Genomic DNA, 15,213 nt, shown 5'->3' on the forward strand with positions numbered 1-15,213 from the left:
GTGACACTTGCCGGAATGCGATCCGGACCGCGCCAGGGGCGGCTTGCGGGAGTCCCGGGCGGGAAACAGAACAACGTGGATCAAAGGAGTCACTGATGGAAAAGTACATAGACGGTTACCTTCTGGCCGTGCCCAAGGCCAACCTCGAAACGTACCGGAAGATGGCGCAACAAGCGCAGGCGGTCTGGCTGGAGTACGGCGCGCTGGACTACCGCGAATGCGTTGCCGACGACATCGACAAAGAAGGTTTCGGTTCATTCAGCGCGGCCGCCGGGGCGCGCGAGGGGGAGACCGTGGTGTTCGCCTGGATCACCTACGCCAGCAAGGCGGACCGGGACCAGATCAACGCCAAGGTCATGTCGGATCCGCGCCTGGCCGAGAACTGCTGCGAAGGGGTGTTTGACTTCAAGCGCATGTGCTGGGGCGGCTTCACCACGCTGGTAGGTAACTGAGGCGAGCGGGAATCCTTCCCGCCCTCTGCAAGCTGGATATTCTGGAGACACGCATGGCAAACCCTGCAAGCAAACCCATCCCCGAAGGCATGCACACGCTTACCCCGCACATTGTGTGCGAAGGCGCGGCGCAAGCCATCGATTTCTATAAAAAGGCCTTCAATGCCGAGGAGCTGGCCCGGCTGCCGGGCCCCAACGGCAAGATCATGCATGCCGCCATCCGCATCGGCGACTCGGTCATGATGCTGATGGACGACTTCCCCGAATGGGGCAGCCTCGGTCCCAAGGCGCTCAAGGGCACGCCCGTCACCTTGCATCTTTACGTGAACGACGTGGATGCCGCCATGAAGCAGGCAGTGGCGGCAGGCGCCCAGGTGACGATGCCCGTGGCGGACATGTTCTGGGGCGACCGCTACGGCCAGGTCGTGGATCCTTGCGGGCACCGCTGGTCCATCGCCACCCACAAGTTCGACCTGACGCCGGAGGAAGTCCAGCAGAACATGGCGAAGATGGGCCCGATGGAAGGCTGCGGCGACCCGTCCAGGAAACAGGGCTAACGTCCCTGCCCGCGGAAGCGGGAAAAGAACGCTATGCGGCGGGCTGCGGGTAGGGCCCCAGGAAATCCAGCTTGCCGATCTTCACGCCCGCATGGCGCAGGATGGCGTATGCCGTCGTGACGTGGAAGTAGAAGTTCGGCAGCGCAAACGTCAGCAGATAGTCGTCGCCGCGGAATTCCTGCTTGAAGTCGCCGAAGGCAAGCGAGACCTTGCGGCCCTCGGCCCCGTCCAACTTGTCCGCCGCCACCTCTTGCAGATAAGCGATGGTGGCGGCGATGCGTTGCTGCAATTGCTCGAAGGTGGATTCCTCGTCAGGGAATTTGGGAGCCTCCACGCGCGACAGGCGCTGCACGGCGAACTTGGAAGCGTCGCTGGCGCGCTGGACCTGGCCGCTGAGCGGATACATGTCCGGCGCCAGCCTGGCGTTGATCAGTTCGGCCGGATCCATTCCGGCGGCCGCGGCGTGGTCGGCGGCCTTTTGCAGCAGCGCGGCCAGCACGTTCAGGCCGCGGACGAAGGCAGGCACGCTGGCCTGGTACATGGAAAGTGGCATGGCAGGAACTCCGGACAGGAACAAGGCGGCCGGCGCAGGACGCGCCGGCGCGCCAGGATACGCTGATCTTACTGCCCTGCCGTGACCGGGTTGCGGGCCTGCATGTCCCGGCAGCGCGCGCCCGGGCCTATTCCGCCGGCTCGCGAGCCAGGCGCCGCTGCCCCTTGAAGAAGCGCCAGATCAGCGCCGAGGCGTCGGGGCCGCTGCGCGCGTGGTAACGCACCGAGGCGTCGCCACCGCTCCAGGCGTGCTCCACGAGCGTGATCTCGCACAAGCGCAACACCGTCCGGCTGCCGCGCAGCATATCCACGCGGCGGTAGGATTTGTCGGTGCCCAATCCCAGCACGCGTTCGACCGGCACGCTGTCGGGCGGCAGATCGTTCAAGGCGCGGAATTGTTCGAACAATTGCCTGGCATTGCGCGGCGCCACCGTCGGATCGAGTTGCCCTTGCAGGATCATGGCAGGCATGCCCAGCCGGAACACCGCCGGGTCCGCGACTTTTTCCAGCAGCGGCAGCAGCGGCTTGAGCGCGCCGCGCCGCATCGTGCCGATACCGCCGGTGGCGCTGTGGGCATCTCCCGCCACCGGACCGGAATGCATGGCCACGGCGGCGATCAGGCGCGGATGCCGCAAGGCCACCAGCGCGGCCATGCCGGCTCCGGCGGACAGGCCCGCGATATACACGCGTTCGGGGTCCAATGCGTGCTTGGCGCACTCCGCGCGGATCAGCGCGGCGATCAGATCGGCTTCCGCGCCACCATGCGCGTCATCTGGCTGGAACCAACGCCAGCAGCGCTGCACCTGGCGGGCCATTGATTGCTGCGGATACAGCACCATGAAGCCACCCGCGTCTGCCCATTGGTTCATGCGCGAACCGCGGGCGAAGGACAAGGAGGTCTGCCGGCAGCCATGCAGCATCACCACCAACGGCATGCCGGAGCGTTGCGCGCCCGCGGGCGTATAGCGCGCAAAAGTGAGCCGGCGCCCGTGACCGTCGGAAAACTGCCTCGACGCTTCCCAGCGGCCTGCTCCAAGCGCGGGCGCGGCGGCGCTCCGGGTGGCGGGCGCTGCGGCGGACTTGGCCGTCCTGCGCTTGGGCGCGCCACGCTTTTTGGCGGGCTTGGGAACCGCCATGCGCATTGCGGCGCGCTGCAATTTGCCGATCTTTTTCGCGGCCTTGAAAAACAAATTGGTAAAACTGCGCGCCATGGATAGGGCCTGTTCACCTGCGTTTGCTTGCGCGCTGAATGTATCACACCGTAACTTATAGACAGCGCTTTATTTCTCCTGACCCTGCAGCCTGGTTGCCGTAGATCAAACGGGCAGCGCGACGCACTCGGCAGGCCGGCCTGCCCGCTTGAGCCGCCGCACCAAAGCGCCTAAGGTGTAGACCTGATCCAACCAAGACGCATTCATGTTTCCCAACGACAGACCCCAGACCCTGGGCGAGGAAATCGCCAACGCCATCAGCCACGGCCTCGGCGCCGCGGGCGCCCTGGCCTCCGCCCCCATCCTGATCCTGGCCGCCGTGCGCCAGGGCGACGCCGCCTTCATTGCGGGCGCCGCGGTCTTCGCCGCGACCATGTGCCTGCTGTATCTCGCGTCAACCATCTACCATGCGCTGCCCAAGAGCCGCGCAAAGCAGCTCTTCAACGTCCTGGACCATTCCGCCATCTATCTGCTGATCGCGGGTACCTACACGCCCTTTGCCCTGGGAGCCTTGCGCGGGCCCTGGGGCTGGACCCTGTTCGGCCTGGTGTGGGGCATGGCGTTGCTGGGCGTGGGGCTGAAGGCCAGCAAGCGGCTTAACCGCCCGGCCATTTCCACAGGGCTGTATCTCGCGATGGGCTGGCTGGTCATCATCGCAGTCAATCCCCTGATCGAACGCGTGCCCACGGGCGGTTTGTGGTGGCTGGTGGCAGGGGGGCTCGCCTATACCGGCGGCGTCGCGTTTTTCATCCTCGACAACCGCTGGCGCTACAGCCATTTCATCTGGCATTTGTTCGTGCTTGCCGGCACGGTATGCCACTTCTTCGCGGTGCTCTGGTACGCAGCCTGAAGACCGCCATGCCCGGAGTCAGCCGCGGCCGGATCCTTTCGGCTGCGGCATGGCCAGCAGGCCGCGCTTCATCAGCGCTTTCATACCTGGCACGAGCAACGCCCCGCCAAACATCAGATCGCGCCACAACCCCGGCCCCGACGCCTGGAAGCAAGGCGTCAAGCCGCGGCTCAGGGTCTGGTACAGGCGCGAAGGCATGAGCCGGCTGCGGGCGTAGCGGGCCGGCCCCCTGTCGGCGCCGTGCTGCCCCAGGGCGCGCGCCAACGCCAGCGCGTCCAGCACCGCCAGCGTGGTACCCAAACCCAGCTGGGGGCTCATCGCGTGGCCTGCGTCGCCCACGGCGCAATATGGGCCCGACGCCAATCCGCGCGGCCAGGTGTGGCGGTAGGTGGCCACCGCCAGGTCGTCATGCCGCGAGATCTGGTCCACGACGGGCGCGGCCTCGGGCCACAGGGACAGCATGCGGTCCTTCCAGGCGCCTATGGGCGCCGCACGCCAGGCCGGCAAAGCGTCATGCCGGATGCTCCAGAACAGTGACAGGCGCACACCCTGAGGACCGATCTCGGTAGGCAGTAAGCCCATCATTTCGCGGGTGCCGCGAAAACGCTGCAACAGCTGCGTCGCGCCGCTCCAGCCTGGCGCCCAGAACTGGCCCCACAACGCGCCCCATGCATAGACGCGTGAACTCGCCGCCAGCCCCACCTGCTCGCGCAGCGCGGAAGCGGCGCCATCGGCCACCACGAACACATCGAAACTGGATTCGGCCCGGGCCGCGCCCGCGCCATGCGTCACGAGCGCCCTGCCCTCGCGAGTCTCCAGCGTGGTCACAGGACAGCCGAATGAGAATTCCGCCCCCGCCCGCCGGGCGGCCTCGAACAGCACCCCGCCCAGCGCCGCCCGCGTCACCGCCCGCGCGCCGTCGCCGACGTAGTCGATGTCCACGACCCGCCAGCCGCGGTGCGACAGGCCCAGCAGGCGGTCGATCGGCGCGCCCACATTCAACGCCGCGACGTCGACCCCCAGCGACTTGAGCGCGCGCACGCCGGGCGGCTGCAACAGCAGGCCAGCGCCGAGCGTGGTGAATTCCTGGTGCTTTTCGAAGACGCGCACCTGATGGCCGGCTTGCGCCAGCGCCAGCGCGGCGGCCAGGCCTGCGCTGCCGGCGCCGGCGATGCCTATGGATAGCGGCGGTTGCGTAGTCGTCATGGAATGGCGTAAACCGGCTGCCCGGAGGGGCTGCCGCGGGAGCCGGCATAGTACCAAGCGCCCTTAGGCCTCGCGCAGATACTCCGTGGGCGGGCGCCCCAGCACCCGCCGGAACATCGTGGAGAACGCCGCCGGGCTCAGGTAGCCGAAATCCAGCGCGATGGAAGTCACCGAGTCACCAGAGGCCAGGCGTGACAGGGCCAGCACCACGCAGGCTCGCTGGCGCCATTCCGAGAACGCCATGCCGGTCTGCTGGCGGAAATGGCGGCTGAACGTGCGCGGACTCATGTGCAGCCGCTCTGCCCAGGCTTGCGGCGCGGCGCGTGCATCCGGCGCCGCAATGAAGGCCTTGCACAAGGGCGCCAGGCGCTTGTCGCGGGGCAGCGGGATGTGCAGGGGCAGTACTGGCGCGCGCTCGACCTCGTGCAGCAACAGGGCGGCCAGCGCGCCGTCACGCCCCGCCGGATCGTAGGCGGCGGGCATGTCCACGGCGTCGAGCAACAGCTGCCGCAAGAGCGGCGACACCTCGATCACCTCGCAGGCCTGCCGGTCCGCGCGCGCCGCGCCCGGCTCGATGTAGGCGCTACGCGTGCTGACGCCCAGCATGCGGACCTGGTGCGCCACGCCTGCCGGAATCCACACCGCCCGCTGCGGCGGCACCACCCAGTTGCCGTCTCGCGTGACCACGTGCATGACGCCGGTCGCCCCATACAGCAACTGCGCGCGACGGTGCGCATGGGCGGGCAGCAGCCGGCCGGGAGGATAGTCATTGCCGATGGCGACGACGGCGCGGTCCAGGTGATCGTAGTGGTCGATATGAGTATTGCGCATCGCGGGCTGCTACCGTGGCAACGTGCCGATTGGCCGAAATTCAAACATTATTGTCCCATCCTCGAAAGCGGGCCACGCCCGGCGGCCGTATCGTGGCTGCTTTCCCTCTTTCCTTATGAGGATGCAGGCATGCTTTATCTGGTTCTGGCCCTGTTCGGCTGTTTGAGCGGCGTGACCACGGTGCTGTTCGGCTTCGGCGGCGGCTTCGTGGTAGTGCCCGTGCTGTATGCGGTGCTGACGACCGCGCATGGCGCGCAGGATGCCATCGGCTCGGCGGCCATGCATATCGCGGTGGCCACATCCACCTGCGTCATGATCGTGAATTCGGTGGCGGCAACGCGCAAGCACCAGCGCGCCGGCAACATCCTGCGCGCCTATGTCTGGCCCCTGGCCGGTTTTATCGCCGCAGGCGCGGCGCTGGGCGCGCTCGCCGCCACTCGCGCAAGCGGCGACCTGATGCGCTACGCATTCATTGCCTATCTGGCCGTGACCATCCTGGATTGCCTGCTGCGCCAAGGTTTCATGGCGCAGCAGGACGAACGCCCCCGCCCGCTGGACCGCGGCGTCCTCGTGGGGGGAGGCGTGATCATTGGTGCGGTCGCGACCTTTCTCGGCGTAGGCGGCAGCGTCATGACCGTCCCCCTGCTGCGGCGCCGCGGCCTGCCCATGGCCAAGGCCGCGGCAATGGCCAATCCGCTGACCCTGCCCGTGGCGCTGGTGGGCACGCTGGCCTACATGGCAACGGCGGCCAGCCTGCCCGCCCCGCTGGCGCCGTGGATCGTGGGCTATGTGGACCTGCTGGCGTTCGCGGCGCTTGCGCTGGGATCGCTGGCGGGCATCCGGCTGGCCGCGCCGCTGATCCCGCGAATTCCGGATCGCCTGCACGCTCGCGTCTACGTGCTGCTGCTTGCGCTGGTAATGCTGAGCATGCTGGCCGTCTAGAACCCGTCCCGCAAAAAATTAAAGAAACATCGCGGCCAGCAGCGACTACGAAATCGCGCAAAACGTTTCCGCCGCGTCCCCGGGCGCGCCCTCCCGGCGCGCGCCCGCATCCCGTGGCCTGCCGACACAGGAAAACACATCGCGAAACTTGCCCCCGCGCCTCCCGGCTCGGCATCATGGTCCGACATTCAACCGGAACAAGGAGGTTTCATGCAGCGTTCCACTTACGCATTCCTGTCCGCCGCCCTGCTGGCGACGGCGCTGTCCGGTGCCCCCGCCCTTGCGCAACAGGCCAGTCAGGGCCAGCCGCAGGCTCAGCAACGTATGGCGCCCCCGCCCGCGATCCAGCCGACCGATCAGCAATTGCAGCGCTTTGCCTCGGCATCGCAGAAGATTTCCGGCGTTGTCGACGAATACCGTCCCAAGGTCGACGCCGCCAAGACCGACGAGGCCAAGCAAAAGGTCGTGGAAGAAGCCGACGCCAAGATGGTGAAGCTGGTGCAGGCCGACGGCTTGAGCGTCGAGGAATTCAACGGCATCGGCCAGGCCGTGCAGCAGGACCCCCAGCTCAAGCAGCGCCTGATGAGCATGAGCAAGGGTGCGCCCGCCGGGAAGTAAAGCTCTCCGAGAGCCAGTGTCTGCCCCGTGGATGCGCCGGTGTCCGCGGGCCAGCCGCTAACCTTGGCGCCATCCCTCCTGTTCAGGACGGATGGCGTTTTTTTGTTTCGACCCGGCCGCCCTGCTCTGTTTCACCCTGCCCGCGGCCGCCTTCAGCAGCCGCTGGAAAGTCGGGCATTGCGCGTGGTTTGCCGCGGGGCATTCCGCGGCGTGGCGCAAGCCGTGGCTCATCGCCCGCAAGCGCTTGACGGTCGCGTCTATGCTGTCGGCCTTGGCCAACAACAGGTTTCGGTCGACCCGCCATGCTCCCTCCGGCGAAAGCATGGCCTGGATCTCGTCCAGCGACAGGCCGCCGGCCTGCCCCAGCGCGATCAGGGCCAACTGATCTAGCACCCCGGGCGCAAATCGTCGGCGCTCGCCGGCGGCGCTGACCGCCTTGATCAAGCCTTTGCTTTCATAGAAACGCAGCGTCGAGGCCGGCAAGCCCGTGCGCCGCGCGACATCCGAAATATCCATGCCGCGCCTCCTTCTTGACCCATTGACTTAAAGTTGACTTGAACTTCTATCATGCCTGCGAACGATGGACTCATCAATCGAAGGACAGGAAATGGTATCGATGGAAGCAACGGCAAGAATCATCCTGATCGGGGTCGGGGCGACCGCCGTGATGGACCTGTGGGGCCTGGTCCAGAAAGGCTTGGGCATACCCACGCTGAGCTACGGGCTGGTCGGGAGATGGGCTGGGCACCTGCGCCGGGGCAAGTTCGCGCATGCCAATATCGGCCGGGCCGAGCCGATCGCAGGCGAGGTGCCGCTGGGCTGGGCGATCCACTACGCGGTGGGCATCGTCTTCGCCGCGCTGCTGGCCTGCGTCCAAGGCGAGGCATGGTTGCGCAACCCGACGTGGCTGCCTGCCCTGGCCGTGGGCGTGGCGACCGTTGTCATCCCGTTTTTCGTGATGCAGCCCGCCATGGGCCTGGGCCTGGCGGCGGCGCGCGCACCCTCGCCCCGGAAGGCCCGCGCGCGCAGCCTGGCGACACACGCGGTGTTCGGATGCGGCCTCTATCTGTCTGCGGTCTTGCTCCAGCAAGTGTGGGCATGATCGACAAGTAAGGCAACCGTCAGCCGCCAGGCCTGCGCAAGCGGTTATCCTGTTTCCGGATTTCCTTACCGACACGCAGAAGGAGCGCAGTATCTTGACCACGGATCTCACTCTCTATGACCTGGCGGGCGCCGACGCATCGCTGCGTTTCAGCCCGCACTGCTGGAAGACCCATATGGCGCTGGCGCACAAAGGCCTGACGGCCACGACCGTGCCCTGGCGCTTCACGGAAAAAGAAGCGATAGATTTTTCCGGCCAGAAGCTCGTGCCTGTGCTGGTGCACGGCACCCATGTCGTCAGCGATTCCTGGCAGATCGCGTGCTACCTCGAAGACCACTTCCCCGAGCGGCCCTCGCTGTTCGGTGGCGCCACCGGCCGCGCGCTGAGCCTGTTCGCGAATTCATGGGCCGACACCACCCTGGTGCCGACCCTGGCGCGGCTGCTGCTGCCCAGCATCCATGGCCTGATCCATGAAAAAGACCGGGACTATTTCCGCGCCACGCGGGAAAAGCGCTTTGGCAAGCTGGAGGATCTGCCCGCAGGCTACGACGAACAGGTCGCAGCACTGCGCGCCGCATTGCTGCCGTTGCGGCAGATGCTGGGCAAACAGCCCTATCTGGCGGGCGAGCAGCCGGCCTATGCCGACTATGCAGTGTTCGGCATGTTCATGTGGGCGCGCTGCACCAGCACGTTGGAACTGCTGGCCGAGGACGATCCCGTCCATGCCTGGCGCGAACGGCTGCTGGACGCGCATGATGGCATGGCCCGCAGCGCGCCGACGGCCGCGCAACCCTGAAGCGCGGCCGCGCCTGCCGACACCGGCGGCGCTCAGGTCTTCAGCCGGTAGCCAGTCTTGAAGATCCAGCGCACGCCGATCAGGCAGGCCAGCAAGAACACCAGCGTCATGCCCACGCTGACGCCGACGTTGACGTCCGCCACGCCATAAAAGGCCCAGCGGAACCCGCTGACCAGATACACCACCGGATTGAACAAGGTGGCGGTCTGCCAGAACGGCGGCAGCATCTTGATGGAATAGAAGGTGCCGCCCAGGAAGGTCAGCGGGGTAATGATCATCAGCGGGATGATCTGCAGTTTCTCGAAGCCGTCGGCCCAGATGCCGATAATGAAGCCGAACAGGCTGAAGGTCACGGCGGTCAGCACCAGAAAGCCCAGCATCCAGAATGGATGCGCCACTTCGAACGACACGAACAGGCGCGCCGTGGCCAGCATGATGAGTCCCAGGATGATGGACTTGCTGGCGGCGGCTCCGACATAGCCCATGACGATCTCCACATAGGAGATGGGCGCCGAGTGGATTTCATAGATGGTGCCCGAGAACCGCGGCATGTAGATGCCGAAGGACGCGTTGGCGATGCTCTGCGTCAACAGCGACAGCATGATCATGCCCGGCACGATGAATGCCCCGTAGCTCACGCCGTCGATTTCGACCATGTGCGAGCCGATGGCCGAACCGAACACCACGAAGTACAGCGAGGTGGAGATCACCGGCGACAGCACGCTCTGCATGAGCGTGCGCCATGCGCGGGCCATTTCAAACAGGTAGATAGCGCGGATGGCGTAGAAGTTCATGATTGACCGTGCACCAGGCTGACAAAGATATCCTCGAGCGAGCTTTCCGATGAATTCAGGTCCGTGAACTCGATCTCCAGCCTGGAAAGCTCATGCAGCAGCCGGGAGATTTCGCCGCCGCCCTGGTTATCGTACGTATAGACCAGCTTGTGGCCGTTGTCGGACAGTTCCAGCTGAAAGGCATCCAGCGCCGTGGGGATGCCCGGCAGCGGTGCCTTCAGCGTCAGCGTCAGCTGGCGCTTGCCCAGCTTGGCCATCAGCGCGTGCTTTTCCTCGACCAGGATGATCTCGCCCTTGCGGATGACGCCGACGCGGTCGGCCATTTCCTGGGCTTCCTCGATGTAGTGCGTGGTGAGGATGATGGTGACGCCGCTTTCACGCAGGCGCCGCACCATTTCCCACATGCCGCGCCGCAGCTCCACGTCCACCCCCGCGGTGGGTTCGTCCAGGAACAAGATGGCGGGTTCGTGCGACAAGGCCTTGGCGATCATGACGCGGCGCTTCATGCCGCCCGACAGCGCCATGATGCGGCTGTCCTTCTTGTCCCAGAGCGACAGGTCGCGCAGCACCTTCTCGATATAGGCGTGGTCGGTCGGCTTGCCGAACAGGCCGCGGCTGAAGTTGACGGTGTTCCAGACGCTTTCAAACGCGTCGGTGGAGATCTCTTGCGGCACCAGGCCGATCTTGGAGCGCGCCGCGCGAAAATCCGAAACGATGTCGTGGCCGTCGGCCAGCACGCGGCCGGCGGTGGGATTGACGATGCCGCAGATAATACTGATCAGCGTCGTCTTGCCCGCGCCGTTCGGACCGAGCAGCGCGAAGATCTCGCCCCGCTGGATGTCCAGGTTCACGCTCTTGAGCGCCTGGAACCCCGATGCGTACCGTTTGGATAGATCCTGGACTGAAATGACCGGCTGCACACGCGCCCCCGACTAGATGGATAGCCAGGGATTTTAACCGTCACGCCTGACAGGCTTGTTCGGCGTGACGGAACAGTGTGTTTGACCGCTGAGCAAGTTCTGCTCAGCGTCCCCAGCGCAGAACCAGAGGATCGAGCCGGCGGGCGGTCTCAAGCAACCCCTGGCGGACCTCCTCCCGCATGGTGGGCAGCGGGTGCCGGGGCGCCTCGCAAGCGATCACGCCACCGGCTTTCATCAAGGCCTTGGCGCTGAGAATGCCACCCTGCCGGTTTTCGTAGTTGATCAGGGGCAGCCAGCGCTCGTACAGGCGGTAGGCCTCGTCGCGCTTGCCTGCGCGGTGGGCCTCGATGATGGGACGCAGGCCGTCGGCGAAGCCGCCGCCCGTCATCGAACCCGTGGCGCCGGCATCCAGGTCTGGCAGCAGGGTGATGGCTTCCTCGCCGTCCCAAGGCCCTTCCACCGCGGCGCCGCCCAAGGCGATCAGGTCACGCAGCTTGGACGCCGCGCCCGCGGTCTCGATCTTGAAGTACGCCACGTGTTCGATCTCGCGCGCCATCCGCGCCAAAGCCGCGGCCGACAATGGCGTGCCCGCCACCGGGGCGTCCTGGATCATGATGGGGATGTCCACCGCGTCGGACACGCGTTGGAAGAAGCCCGCCACCTGTTCTTCCGATACCCGAATCGTCGCGCCATGGTAAGGCGGCATGATCATCAGCATCGCGGCGCCCTGCTCCTGCGCCCGGCGGCTGCGCGCTGCGCAGACCTGGGTACTGAAATGCGTGGTGGTCACAATGACGGGCACGCGGCCGGCCACGTGTTCCAGGATGGTACGCGTCAGGATTTCGCGCTCGTCGTCCGACAGCACGAACTGCTCGGAGAAGTTGGCCAGGATGCAAAGGCCGTCCACGCCGGAGTCGATCATGAAGTCCACCGCCCGCTTCTGGCTGGGGAGGTCCAGTTCGCCCGATTCGGTGAAGGTGGTGGGAACGACAGGGAAGATGCCGCGGTAGCGCGGATTTTCGTAGGTTGCCATGTCTATTCGATGATGTTGAAGTTCTTGAGGTATTCCGTCTTGAGCGTCAGGCCCAGCCCGGGCTTGTCGTCCTCGAGGTCGATGAACCCCTCCTTGGCCACCGGCTCGCCGTCGAAGATGTAATAGAACAGCTCATTGCCGACTTCCACGTCGAACATCGGGAAGTATTCGCTCATGGGCGAGGCCAACGTGCTCATCGTCAGGTGGTAATTGTGCATCTGGCCTGCGTGCGGAACGACCGGCACACTGTAGGCCTCGCACAATGCGTTGATTTTGTGCGCCGCCGTGATGCCGCCCACGCGGTTGGTGTCGTACTGCACCACCGACACTGCCTTGCGGTCCAGCAGCTGCTTGAAGCCGTACAGCGAAAACTCGTGCTCGCCGCCGGAAATCGGGATCGAGGTCAGCTGGTTCAGCTCCGCATAGCCGTCGATATCGTCGGCGATGACGGGCTCCTCCAGCCACCGGGGTTCGAATTTCTCCAGCTTGGGCAGGATGCGTTTGGCGTATTCCAGGTTCCAACCCATGTAGCACTCGAGCATCAGATCGGTGTCGTAGCCGATCACTTCGCGCACCGCCTCCACCGACTTCAGGTTTTCCGACACGCCCTTTTGCAAGTGCGCCGGACCATAGCCAAAACGCATCTTGAAAGCCGTAAAGCCCTGGTCCAGATAGGTCTGCGCCTCTTCCTGCATGGCTTTCAGGTCGGTGCGATAAAGCTTGGAGTAGTAGACCGGGATTTTTTCCTTGGTGCGCCCGCCCAGGAGCTTGAAAACAGGCTTGTTCACGGACTTGCCCAGGATGTCCCAGATGGCCAGGTCCACGGCCGAAATCGCGGCCATGGTCACGCCTTTGCGGCCCCAGGCATGGGTAGCGCGGTACATGCGCTGCCACAGGTATTCGTAGTCCCAAGGATCCTGCCCGATCACGAGCGGAGCCAGGTACTGGTCGATGATGGCCTTGGCCACGCGCGGCGCCAGCGCCACGTTGCCCAGGCCCACGATACCGTCGTCCGTTTCCACCTCGACCACGGTCCAGCCGTGGAAGCGGAAGGTGCTCATGGTTTCCTGCCTGGAATACAGCAGGTCCATGGCATTGGAGCAGAAGTTGCCCTGCGGCGGCACGGTCTTGCCGGTCCATTCGTAGACGCGGGCGCGGACGGATTTGATCTTCATGTGGGTTTCCTGCTTGGAATCGAGGTAGGGAATGAAACGTCGCGTCAGCCGGCAGACGAACGCGATGCACGGTGCGAGAGGCCCATCCGGCAGGCTATGAGGAAGGCCTGCCAGGTCGCATCCAGGTTGGCCCGGCCCTGGCCGGCGATGTCGTAGGCGGTGCCGTGCGCGGGCGTAGTGATCGGGATGGGCAGGCCGCCCTGTACCGTCACGCCGCGCGAGAAGCCCAGAAGCTTGATCGCGATCTGGCCCTGGTCGTGATACATGGTGACGATGGCCTGGAATTCGCCGGCCTGCGCCTTGAGGAAGATCGTGTCCGCGGGGAATGGCCCTTGCACCGGCAGGCCCTCTTCGTTCAACTGCCGCACGGCCGGCGCGATGATGTCCACTTCTTCCCGGCCGCAAGTGCCTCCGTCGCCGCCATGCGGGTTGAAAGCGGCCACTGCCACGCGCGGCTCGGCCACGCCGTTGGCCTGCAGCGAACGATAGATCAGGCGCGTGGCGTCCTTGATGCCGTCGACACTGAGCGCCGCCGCCGCATCCTTGAGCGGAATGTGCGAGGACACGCGCGAGGTCCACAAGTCCCCCAGCGTGTTGAACTCGCAGAAATAGCCGGTCACGCCCAGGTACTGCGCGAAGTGATGCAGCTCGTCGTCGTGCCCCAGGCCGCCCAGCTTCATCGCGTACTTGTTCAGGGGCGCGAAGCAGATGGCGTCGACGTGACCGTCACGCGCCGCGTCCATGCAGGCGTTGAGCACCCGCAGCACCGACGCCCCGCCCGCGGCCTCGGCCTGGCCCACGCGCACCTGGCCGGGTTCGATGGTTTCCATCCCCAGCCAGGCGGGCGCGCCGGTGTCCGGCCGGTCGCGCACCGCCTCGAAGCTGTCCACGGCTTGCGTGGCAACCTGCACGCCTGCCACCCGCTGGCCCTCGCGCCACAGCCACTCGTCGCCAACCAAAACGATGTTCGCGAGTTGCGTGGCTTGTGGCCTGGCCAGGAGGCGGGCGATCAGTTCGGCGCCGATGCCGGCGGGGTCGCCCAGCGTCAGGGCGATGACGGGTTTCTGCTGCGTGCTCATGTCTGGGTCATTCCACGGAAATGTTGTTCTTCTTGATGATGCCGGCGTAGCGCTGGTTCTCGGACTTGTGGAACTGCGCGAATTGCTCCTGGCTCATCGGGTTGATGTCGGCGCCGATCGCCTGCAGGCGGGCCTGCGTGTCGGGCAGCGCCAGAATGCCGTTGACGGCGTCATGGATGCGTTTCTGATTGGCGGCAGGCGCGGCGCCGGGCATGTAGATGCCATACCAGGCACTCATTTCCACGCCGGGCACGCCGGCTTCGGCCATGGTGGGCACATCAGGCAACTGCGCATTGCGCTTGGCGCTCAGCACGGCCAGCGCGCGTACCTTGCCACTTTTGATATGAGGAATCACCGAAGACGCGGTTTCGAACGCGATCTGCACCTGTCCGCCCATCAGGTCCACCAGCGCCGGGCCACTGCCGCGGTAGGGAATGTGGATCATCTGCACGCCAGTGGCGTCCTTGAACAGTTCCGCAGCAATGTGCTGGGTACTGCCCGAGCCGCTGCTGGCGAAGTTGTAGGTGCCCGGCTTGCTCTTGAGCAAGGCGATCAGCTCCTGCACCGACTTGGCTGGCACGTCGTTATTCACCACCAGGATGTTGGGCACCGCCCCCACGAACACGACCGGGACCAGATCGCGGTCGTTGTCATAACCCAGCTTCAACAGGTGCGGCGCGATGGCGTGGGCAGTGGATACCCCCATCACCATGGTGTGGCCGTCCGACGACTTGGCCGCCAGGTCCGCCGCCAGCGTATTGGATGCGCCCGGCTTGTTCTCGACCACCACGGTCTGCTTGAGCAGCGGGCCCAGCTTGTCGGCCACGGCACGCGCCATGGCATCGGTGCCGCCGCCCGGCGCGGACCCTACCAGCAGGCGCAGGGGCTTGTTGGGCCAGTCGGCGCCTTGCGCCTGGACGGGCGCCAGGGCGGACAGGCACAGGGCGCCGGCCGCGATCGCGGCCAATAGCCGAGTCTTCATGGTTGTCTCCTTGGTTGGTGTCTTCTTGCCCTATGGATGGGCAATCTCTTGTGGATGCATCTTAGAAAGAAGCTTAGTTTCCGTAAAATGAAACTTTTGCACCAACCGTTCAC

General features: G+C 65.5%; 18 protein-coding genes. 7 read left to right on the forward strand and 11 right to left on the reverse strand.

The window, feature by feature from the left end; translation table 11 throughout:
• Positions 1–95 precede the first annotated feature (95 nt).
• Both CEY08_RS15455 and CEY08_RS15460 read left to right on the forward strand, forming a co-directional pair.
• Positions 96–452: a DUF1428 domain-containing protein gene (locus CEY08_RS15455; protein ID WP_042794322.1), complete on the forward strand. Its 357-nt coding sequence runs from the start codon at positions 96–98 to the stop codon at positions 450–452.
• Between the two features lie 53 nt (positions 453–505).
• The gene (locus tag CEY08_RS15460; protein WP_042794323.1) at positions 506–1,009 is read left to right on the forward strand and encodes a VOC family protein; all 504 of its coding nucleotides are present in this window, start codon (positions 506–508) and stop codon (positions 1,007–1,009) included.
• 31 nt (positions 1,010–1,040) lie between these two features.
• Here the strand turns inward: CEY08_RS15460 and CEY08_RS15465 are convergent, their stop codons facing one another.
• On the reverse strand, positions 1,041–1,562 hold the full coding sequence (locus CEY08_RS15465; RefSeq protein WP_042794325.1) for a DUF1993 domain-containing protein: 522 nt from the start codon (positions 1,560–1,562) through the stop codon (positions 1,041–1,043).
• A gap of 127 nt (positions 1,563–1,689) precedes the next feature.
• Positions 1,690–2,772, reverse strand: coding sequence for an extracellular catalytic domain type 1 short-chain-length polyhydroxyalkanoate depolymerase (locus tag CEY08_RS15470; protein ID WP_076814553.1), 1,083 nt, complete (start codon positions 2,770–2,772; stop codon positions 1,690–1,692).
• Positions 2,773–2,977: 205 nt separating this feature from the next.
• Between CEY08_RS15470 and trhA the strand changes: the two genes are divergently transcribed.
• Positions 2,978–3,622, forward strand: a complete 645-nt coding sequence (gene trhA, locus CEY08_RS15475; protein ID WP_042794327.1) for a PAQR family membrane homeostasis protein TrhA — start codon at positions 2,978–2,980, stop codon at positions 3,620–3,622.
• A gap of 18 nt (positions 3,623–3,640) precedes the next feature.
• On the opposite strand, the gene CEY08_RS15480 is transcribed toward trhA, so the two are convergent.
• Both CEY08_RS15480 and CEY08_RS15485 read right to left on the reverse strand, forming a co-directional pair.
• Positions 3,641–4,828, reverse strand: coding sequence for an FAD-dependent oxidoreductase (locus CEY08_RS15480; RefSeq protein WP_076814555.1), 1,188 nt, complete (start codon positions 4,826–4,828; stop codon positions 3,641–3,643).
• A 63-nt stretch (positions 4,829–4,891) separates the two neighbouring features.
• Entirely contained in the window at positions 4,892–5,659 is a 768-nt protein-coding gene (locus CEY08_RS15485) for an AraC family transcriptional regulator (protein WP_042794329.1), read from the reverse strand.
• A gap of 129 nt (positions 5,660–5,788) precedes the next feature.
• Here CEY08_RS15485 and CEY08_RS15490 point away from each other — a divergent pair, with 129 nt between their 5' ends.
• Both CEY08_RS15490 and CEY08_RS15495 read left to right on the forward strand, forming a co-directional pair.
• Positions 5,789–6,601: a sulfite exporter TauE/SafE family protein gene (locus CEY08_RS15490; protein ID WP_076814556.1), complete on the forward strand. Its 813-nt coding sequence runs from the start codon at positions 5,789–5,791 to the stop codon at positions 6,599–6,601.
• A gap of 210 nt (positions 6,602–6,811) precedes the next feature.
• Positions 6,812–7,219, forward strand: coding sequence for a DUF4168 domain-containing protein (locus tag CEY08_RS15495; RefSeq protein WP_063641227.1), 408 nt, complete (start codon positions 6,812–6,814; stop codon positions 7,217–7,219).
• Positions 7,220–7,276: 57 nt separating this feature from the next.
• Here the strand turns inward: CEY08_RS15495 and CEY08_RS15500 are convergent, their stop codons facing one another.
• On the reverse strand, positions 7,277–7,735 hold the full coding sequence (locus CEY08_RS15500; protein ID WP_076814559.1) for a helix-turn-helix domain-containing protein: 459 nt from the start codon (positions 7,733–7,735) through the stop codon (positions 7,277–7,279).
• 91 nt (positions 7,736–7,826) lie between these two features.
• Between CEY08_RS15500 and CEY08_RS15505 the strand changes: the two genes are divergently transcribed.
• Positions 7,827–8,321 carry a DUF2938 domain-containing protein gene (locus CEY08_RS15505; protein ID WP_076814561.1) on the forward strand — a complete coding sequence of 165 codons (495 nt, stop codon included), beginning with the start codon at positions 7,827–7,829 and terminating at the stop codon, positions 8,319–8,321.
• 94 nt (positions 8,322–8,415) lie between these two features.
• Positions 8,416–9,117 carry a glutathione S-transferase family protein gene (locus CEY08_RS15510; protein ID WP_063641225.1) on the forward strand — a complete coding sequence of 234 codons (702 nt, stop codon included), beginning with the start codon at positions 8,416–8,418 and terminating at the stop codon, positions 9,115–9,117.
• Between the two features lie 32 nt (positions 9,118–9,149).
• On the opposite strand, the gene CEY08_RS15515 is transcribed toward CEY08_RS15510, so the two are convergent.
• The 6 genes from CEY08_RS15515 to CEY08_RS15540 form a co-directional block, all read right to left on the reverse strand.
• Positions 9,150–9,911 carry an ABC transporter permease gene (locus tag CEY08_RS15515; protein WP_076814563.1) on the reverse strand — a complete coding sequence of 254 codons (762 nt, stop codon included), beginning with the start codon at positions 9,909–9,911 and terminating at the stop codon, positions 9,150–9,152.
• Positions 9,908–10,831, reverse strand: a complete 924-nt coding sequence (locus CEY08_RS15520; RefSeq protein ID WP_042794335.1) for an ABC transporter ATP-binding protein — start codon at positions 10,829–10,831, stop codon at positions 9,908–9,910. The genes CEY08_RS15515 and CEY08_RS15520 overlap by 4 nt, the downstream gene beginning before the upstream one ends.
• 103 nt (positions 10,832–10,934) lie before the next feature.
• Positions 10,935–11,864 carry a dihydrodipicolinate synthase family protein gene (locus CEY08_RS15525; protein ID WP_076814565.1) on the reverse strand — a complete coding sequence of 310 codons (930 nt, stop codon included), beginning with the start codon at positions 11,862–11,864 and terminating at the stop codon, positions 10,935–10,937.
• A 2-nt stretch (positions 11,865–11,866) separates the two neighbouring features.
• Entirely contained in the window at positions 11,867–13,039 is a 1,173-nt protein-coding gene (locus CEY08_RS15530) for an L-rhamnonate dehydratase (RefSeq protein ID WP_042794337.1), read from the reverse strand.
• Between the two features lie 44 nt (positions 13,040–13,083).
• Complete coding sequence (locus CEY08_RS15535) at positions 13,084–14,118, reverse strand: 4-hydroxythreonine-4-phosphate dehydrogenase PdxA (RefSeq protein WP_042794338.1); 1,035 nt, start codon at positions 14,116–14,118, stop codon at positions 13,084–13,086.
• 7 nt (positions 14,119–14,125) lie between these two features.
• Entirely contained in the window at positions 14,126–15,100 is a 975-nt protein-coding gene (locus tag CEY08_RS15540) for a Bug family tripartite tricarboxylate transporter substrate binding protein (protein ID WP_042794339.1), read from the reverse strand.
• Positions 15,101–15,213: the final 113 nt, after the last annotated feature.

It is taken from the genome of Achromobacter insolitus (genome assembly GCF_002209555.1).
Lineage (GTDB): Bacteria > Pseudomonadota > Gammaproteobacteria > Burkholderiales > Burkholderiaceae_B > Achromobacter > Achromobacter insolitus.

Excerpts from the sequence above, each read along its gene's own strand:
- CEY08_RS15535 (WP_042794338.1), bottom strand. The coding sequence starts at position 14,118 with ATGAGCACGCAGCAGAAACCCGTCATCGCCCTGACGCTGGGCGACCCC.
- CEY08_RS15490 (WP_076814556.1), top strand. The coding sequence starts at position 5,789 with ATGCTTTATCTGGTTCTGGCCCTGTTCGGCTGTTTGAGCGGCGTGACC.
- CEY08_RS15460 (WP_042794323.1), top strand. The coding sequence starts at position 506 with ATGGCAAACCCTGCAAGCAAACCCATCCCCGAAGGCATGCACACGCTT.
- trhA (WP_042794327.1), top strand. The coding sequence starts at position 2,978 with ATGTTTCCCAACGACAGACCCCAGACCCTGGGCGAGGAAATCGCCAAC.
- CEY08_RS15465 (WP_042794325.1), bottom strand. The coding sequence starts at position 1,562 with ATGCCACTTTCCATGTACCAGGCCAGCGTGCCTGCCTTCGTCCGCGGC.
- CEY08_RS15495 (WP_063641227.1), top strand. The coding sequence starts at position 6,812 with ATGCAGCGTTCCACTTACGCATTCCTGTCCGCCGCCCTGCTGGCGACG.
- CEY08_RS15525 (WP_076814565.1), bottom strand. The coding sequence starts at position 11,864 with ATGGCAACCTACGAAAATCCGCGCTACCGCGGCATCTTCCCTGTCGTT.
- CEY08_RS15480 (WP_076814555.1), bottom strand. The coding sequence starts at position 4,828 with ATGACGACTACGCAACCGCCGCTATCCATAGGCATCGCCGGCGCCGGC.
- CEY08_RS15470 (WP_076814553.1), bottom strand. The coding sequence starts at position 2,772 with ATGGCGCGCAGTTTTACCAATTTGTTTTTCAAGGCCGCGAAAAAGATC.
- CEY08_RS15530 (WP_042794337.1), bottom strand. The coding sequence starts at position 13,039 with ATGAAGATCAAATCCGTCCGCGCCCGCGTCTACGAATGGACCGGCAAG.
- CEY08_RS15500 (WP_076814559.1), bottom strand. The coding sequence starts at position 7,735 with ATGGATATTTCGGATGTCGCGCGGCGCACGGGCTTGCCGGCCTCGACG.
- CEY08_RS15505 (WP_076814561.1), top strand. The coding sequence starts at position 7,827 with ATGGTATCGATGGAAGCAACGGCAAGAATCATCCTGATCGGGGTCGGG.
- CEY08_RS15515 (WP_076814563.1), bottom strand. The coding sequence starts at position 9,911 with ATGAACTTCTACGCCATCCGCGCTATCTACCTGTTTGAAATGGCCCGC.
- CEY08_RS15540 (WP_042794339.1), bottom strand. The coding sequence starts at position 15,100 with ATGAAGACTCGGCTATTGGCCGCGATCGCGGCCGGCGCCCTGTGCCTG.
- CEY08_RS15485 (WP_042794329.1), bottom strand. The coding sequence starts at position 5,659 with ATGCGCAATACTCATATCGACCACTACGATCACCTGGACCGCGCCGTC.
- CEY08_RS15455 (WP_042794322.1), top strand. The coding sequence starts at position 96 with ATGGAAAAGTACATAGACGGTTACCTTCTGGCCGTGCCCAAGGCCAAC.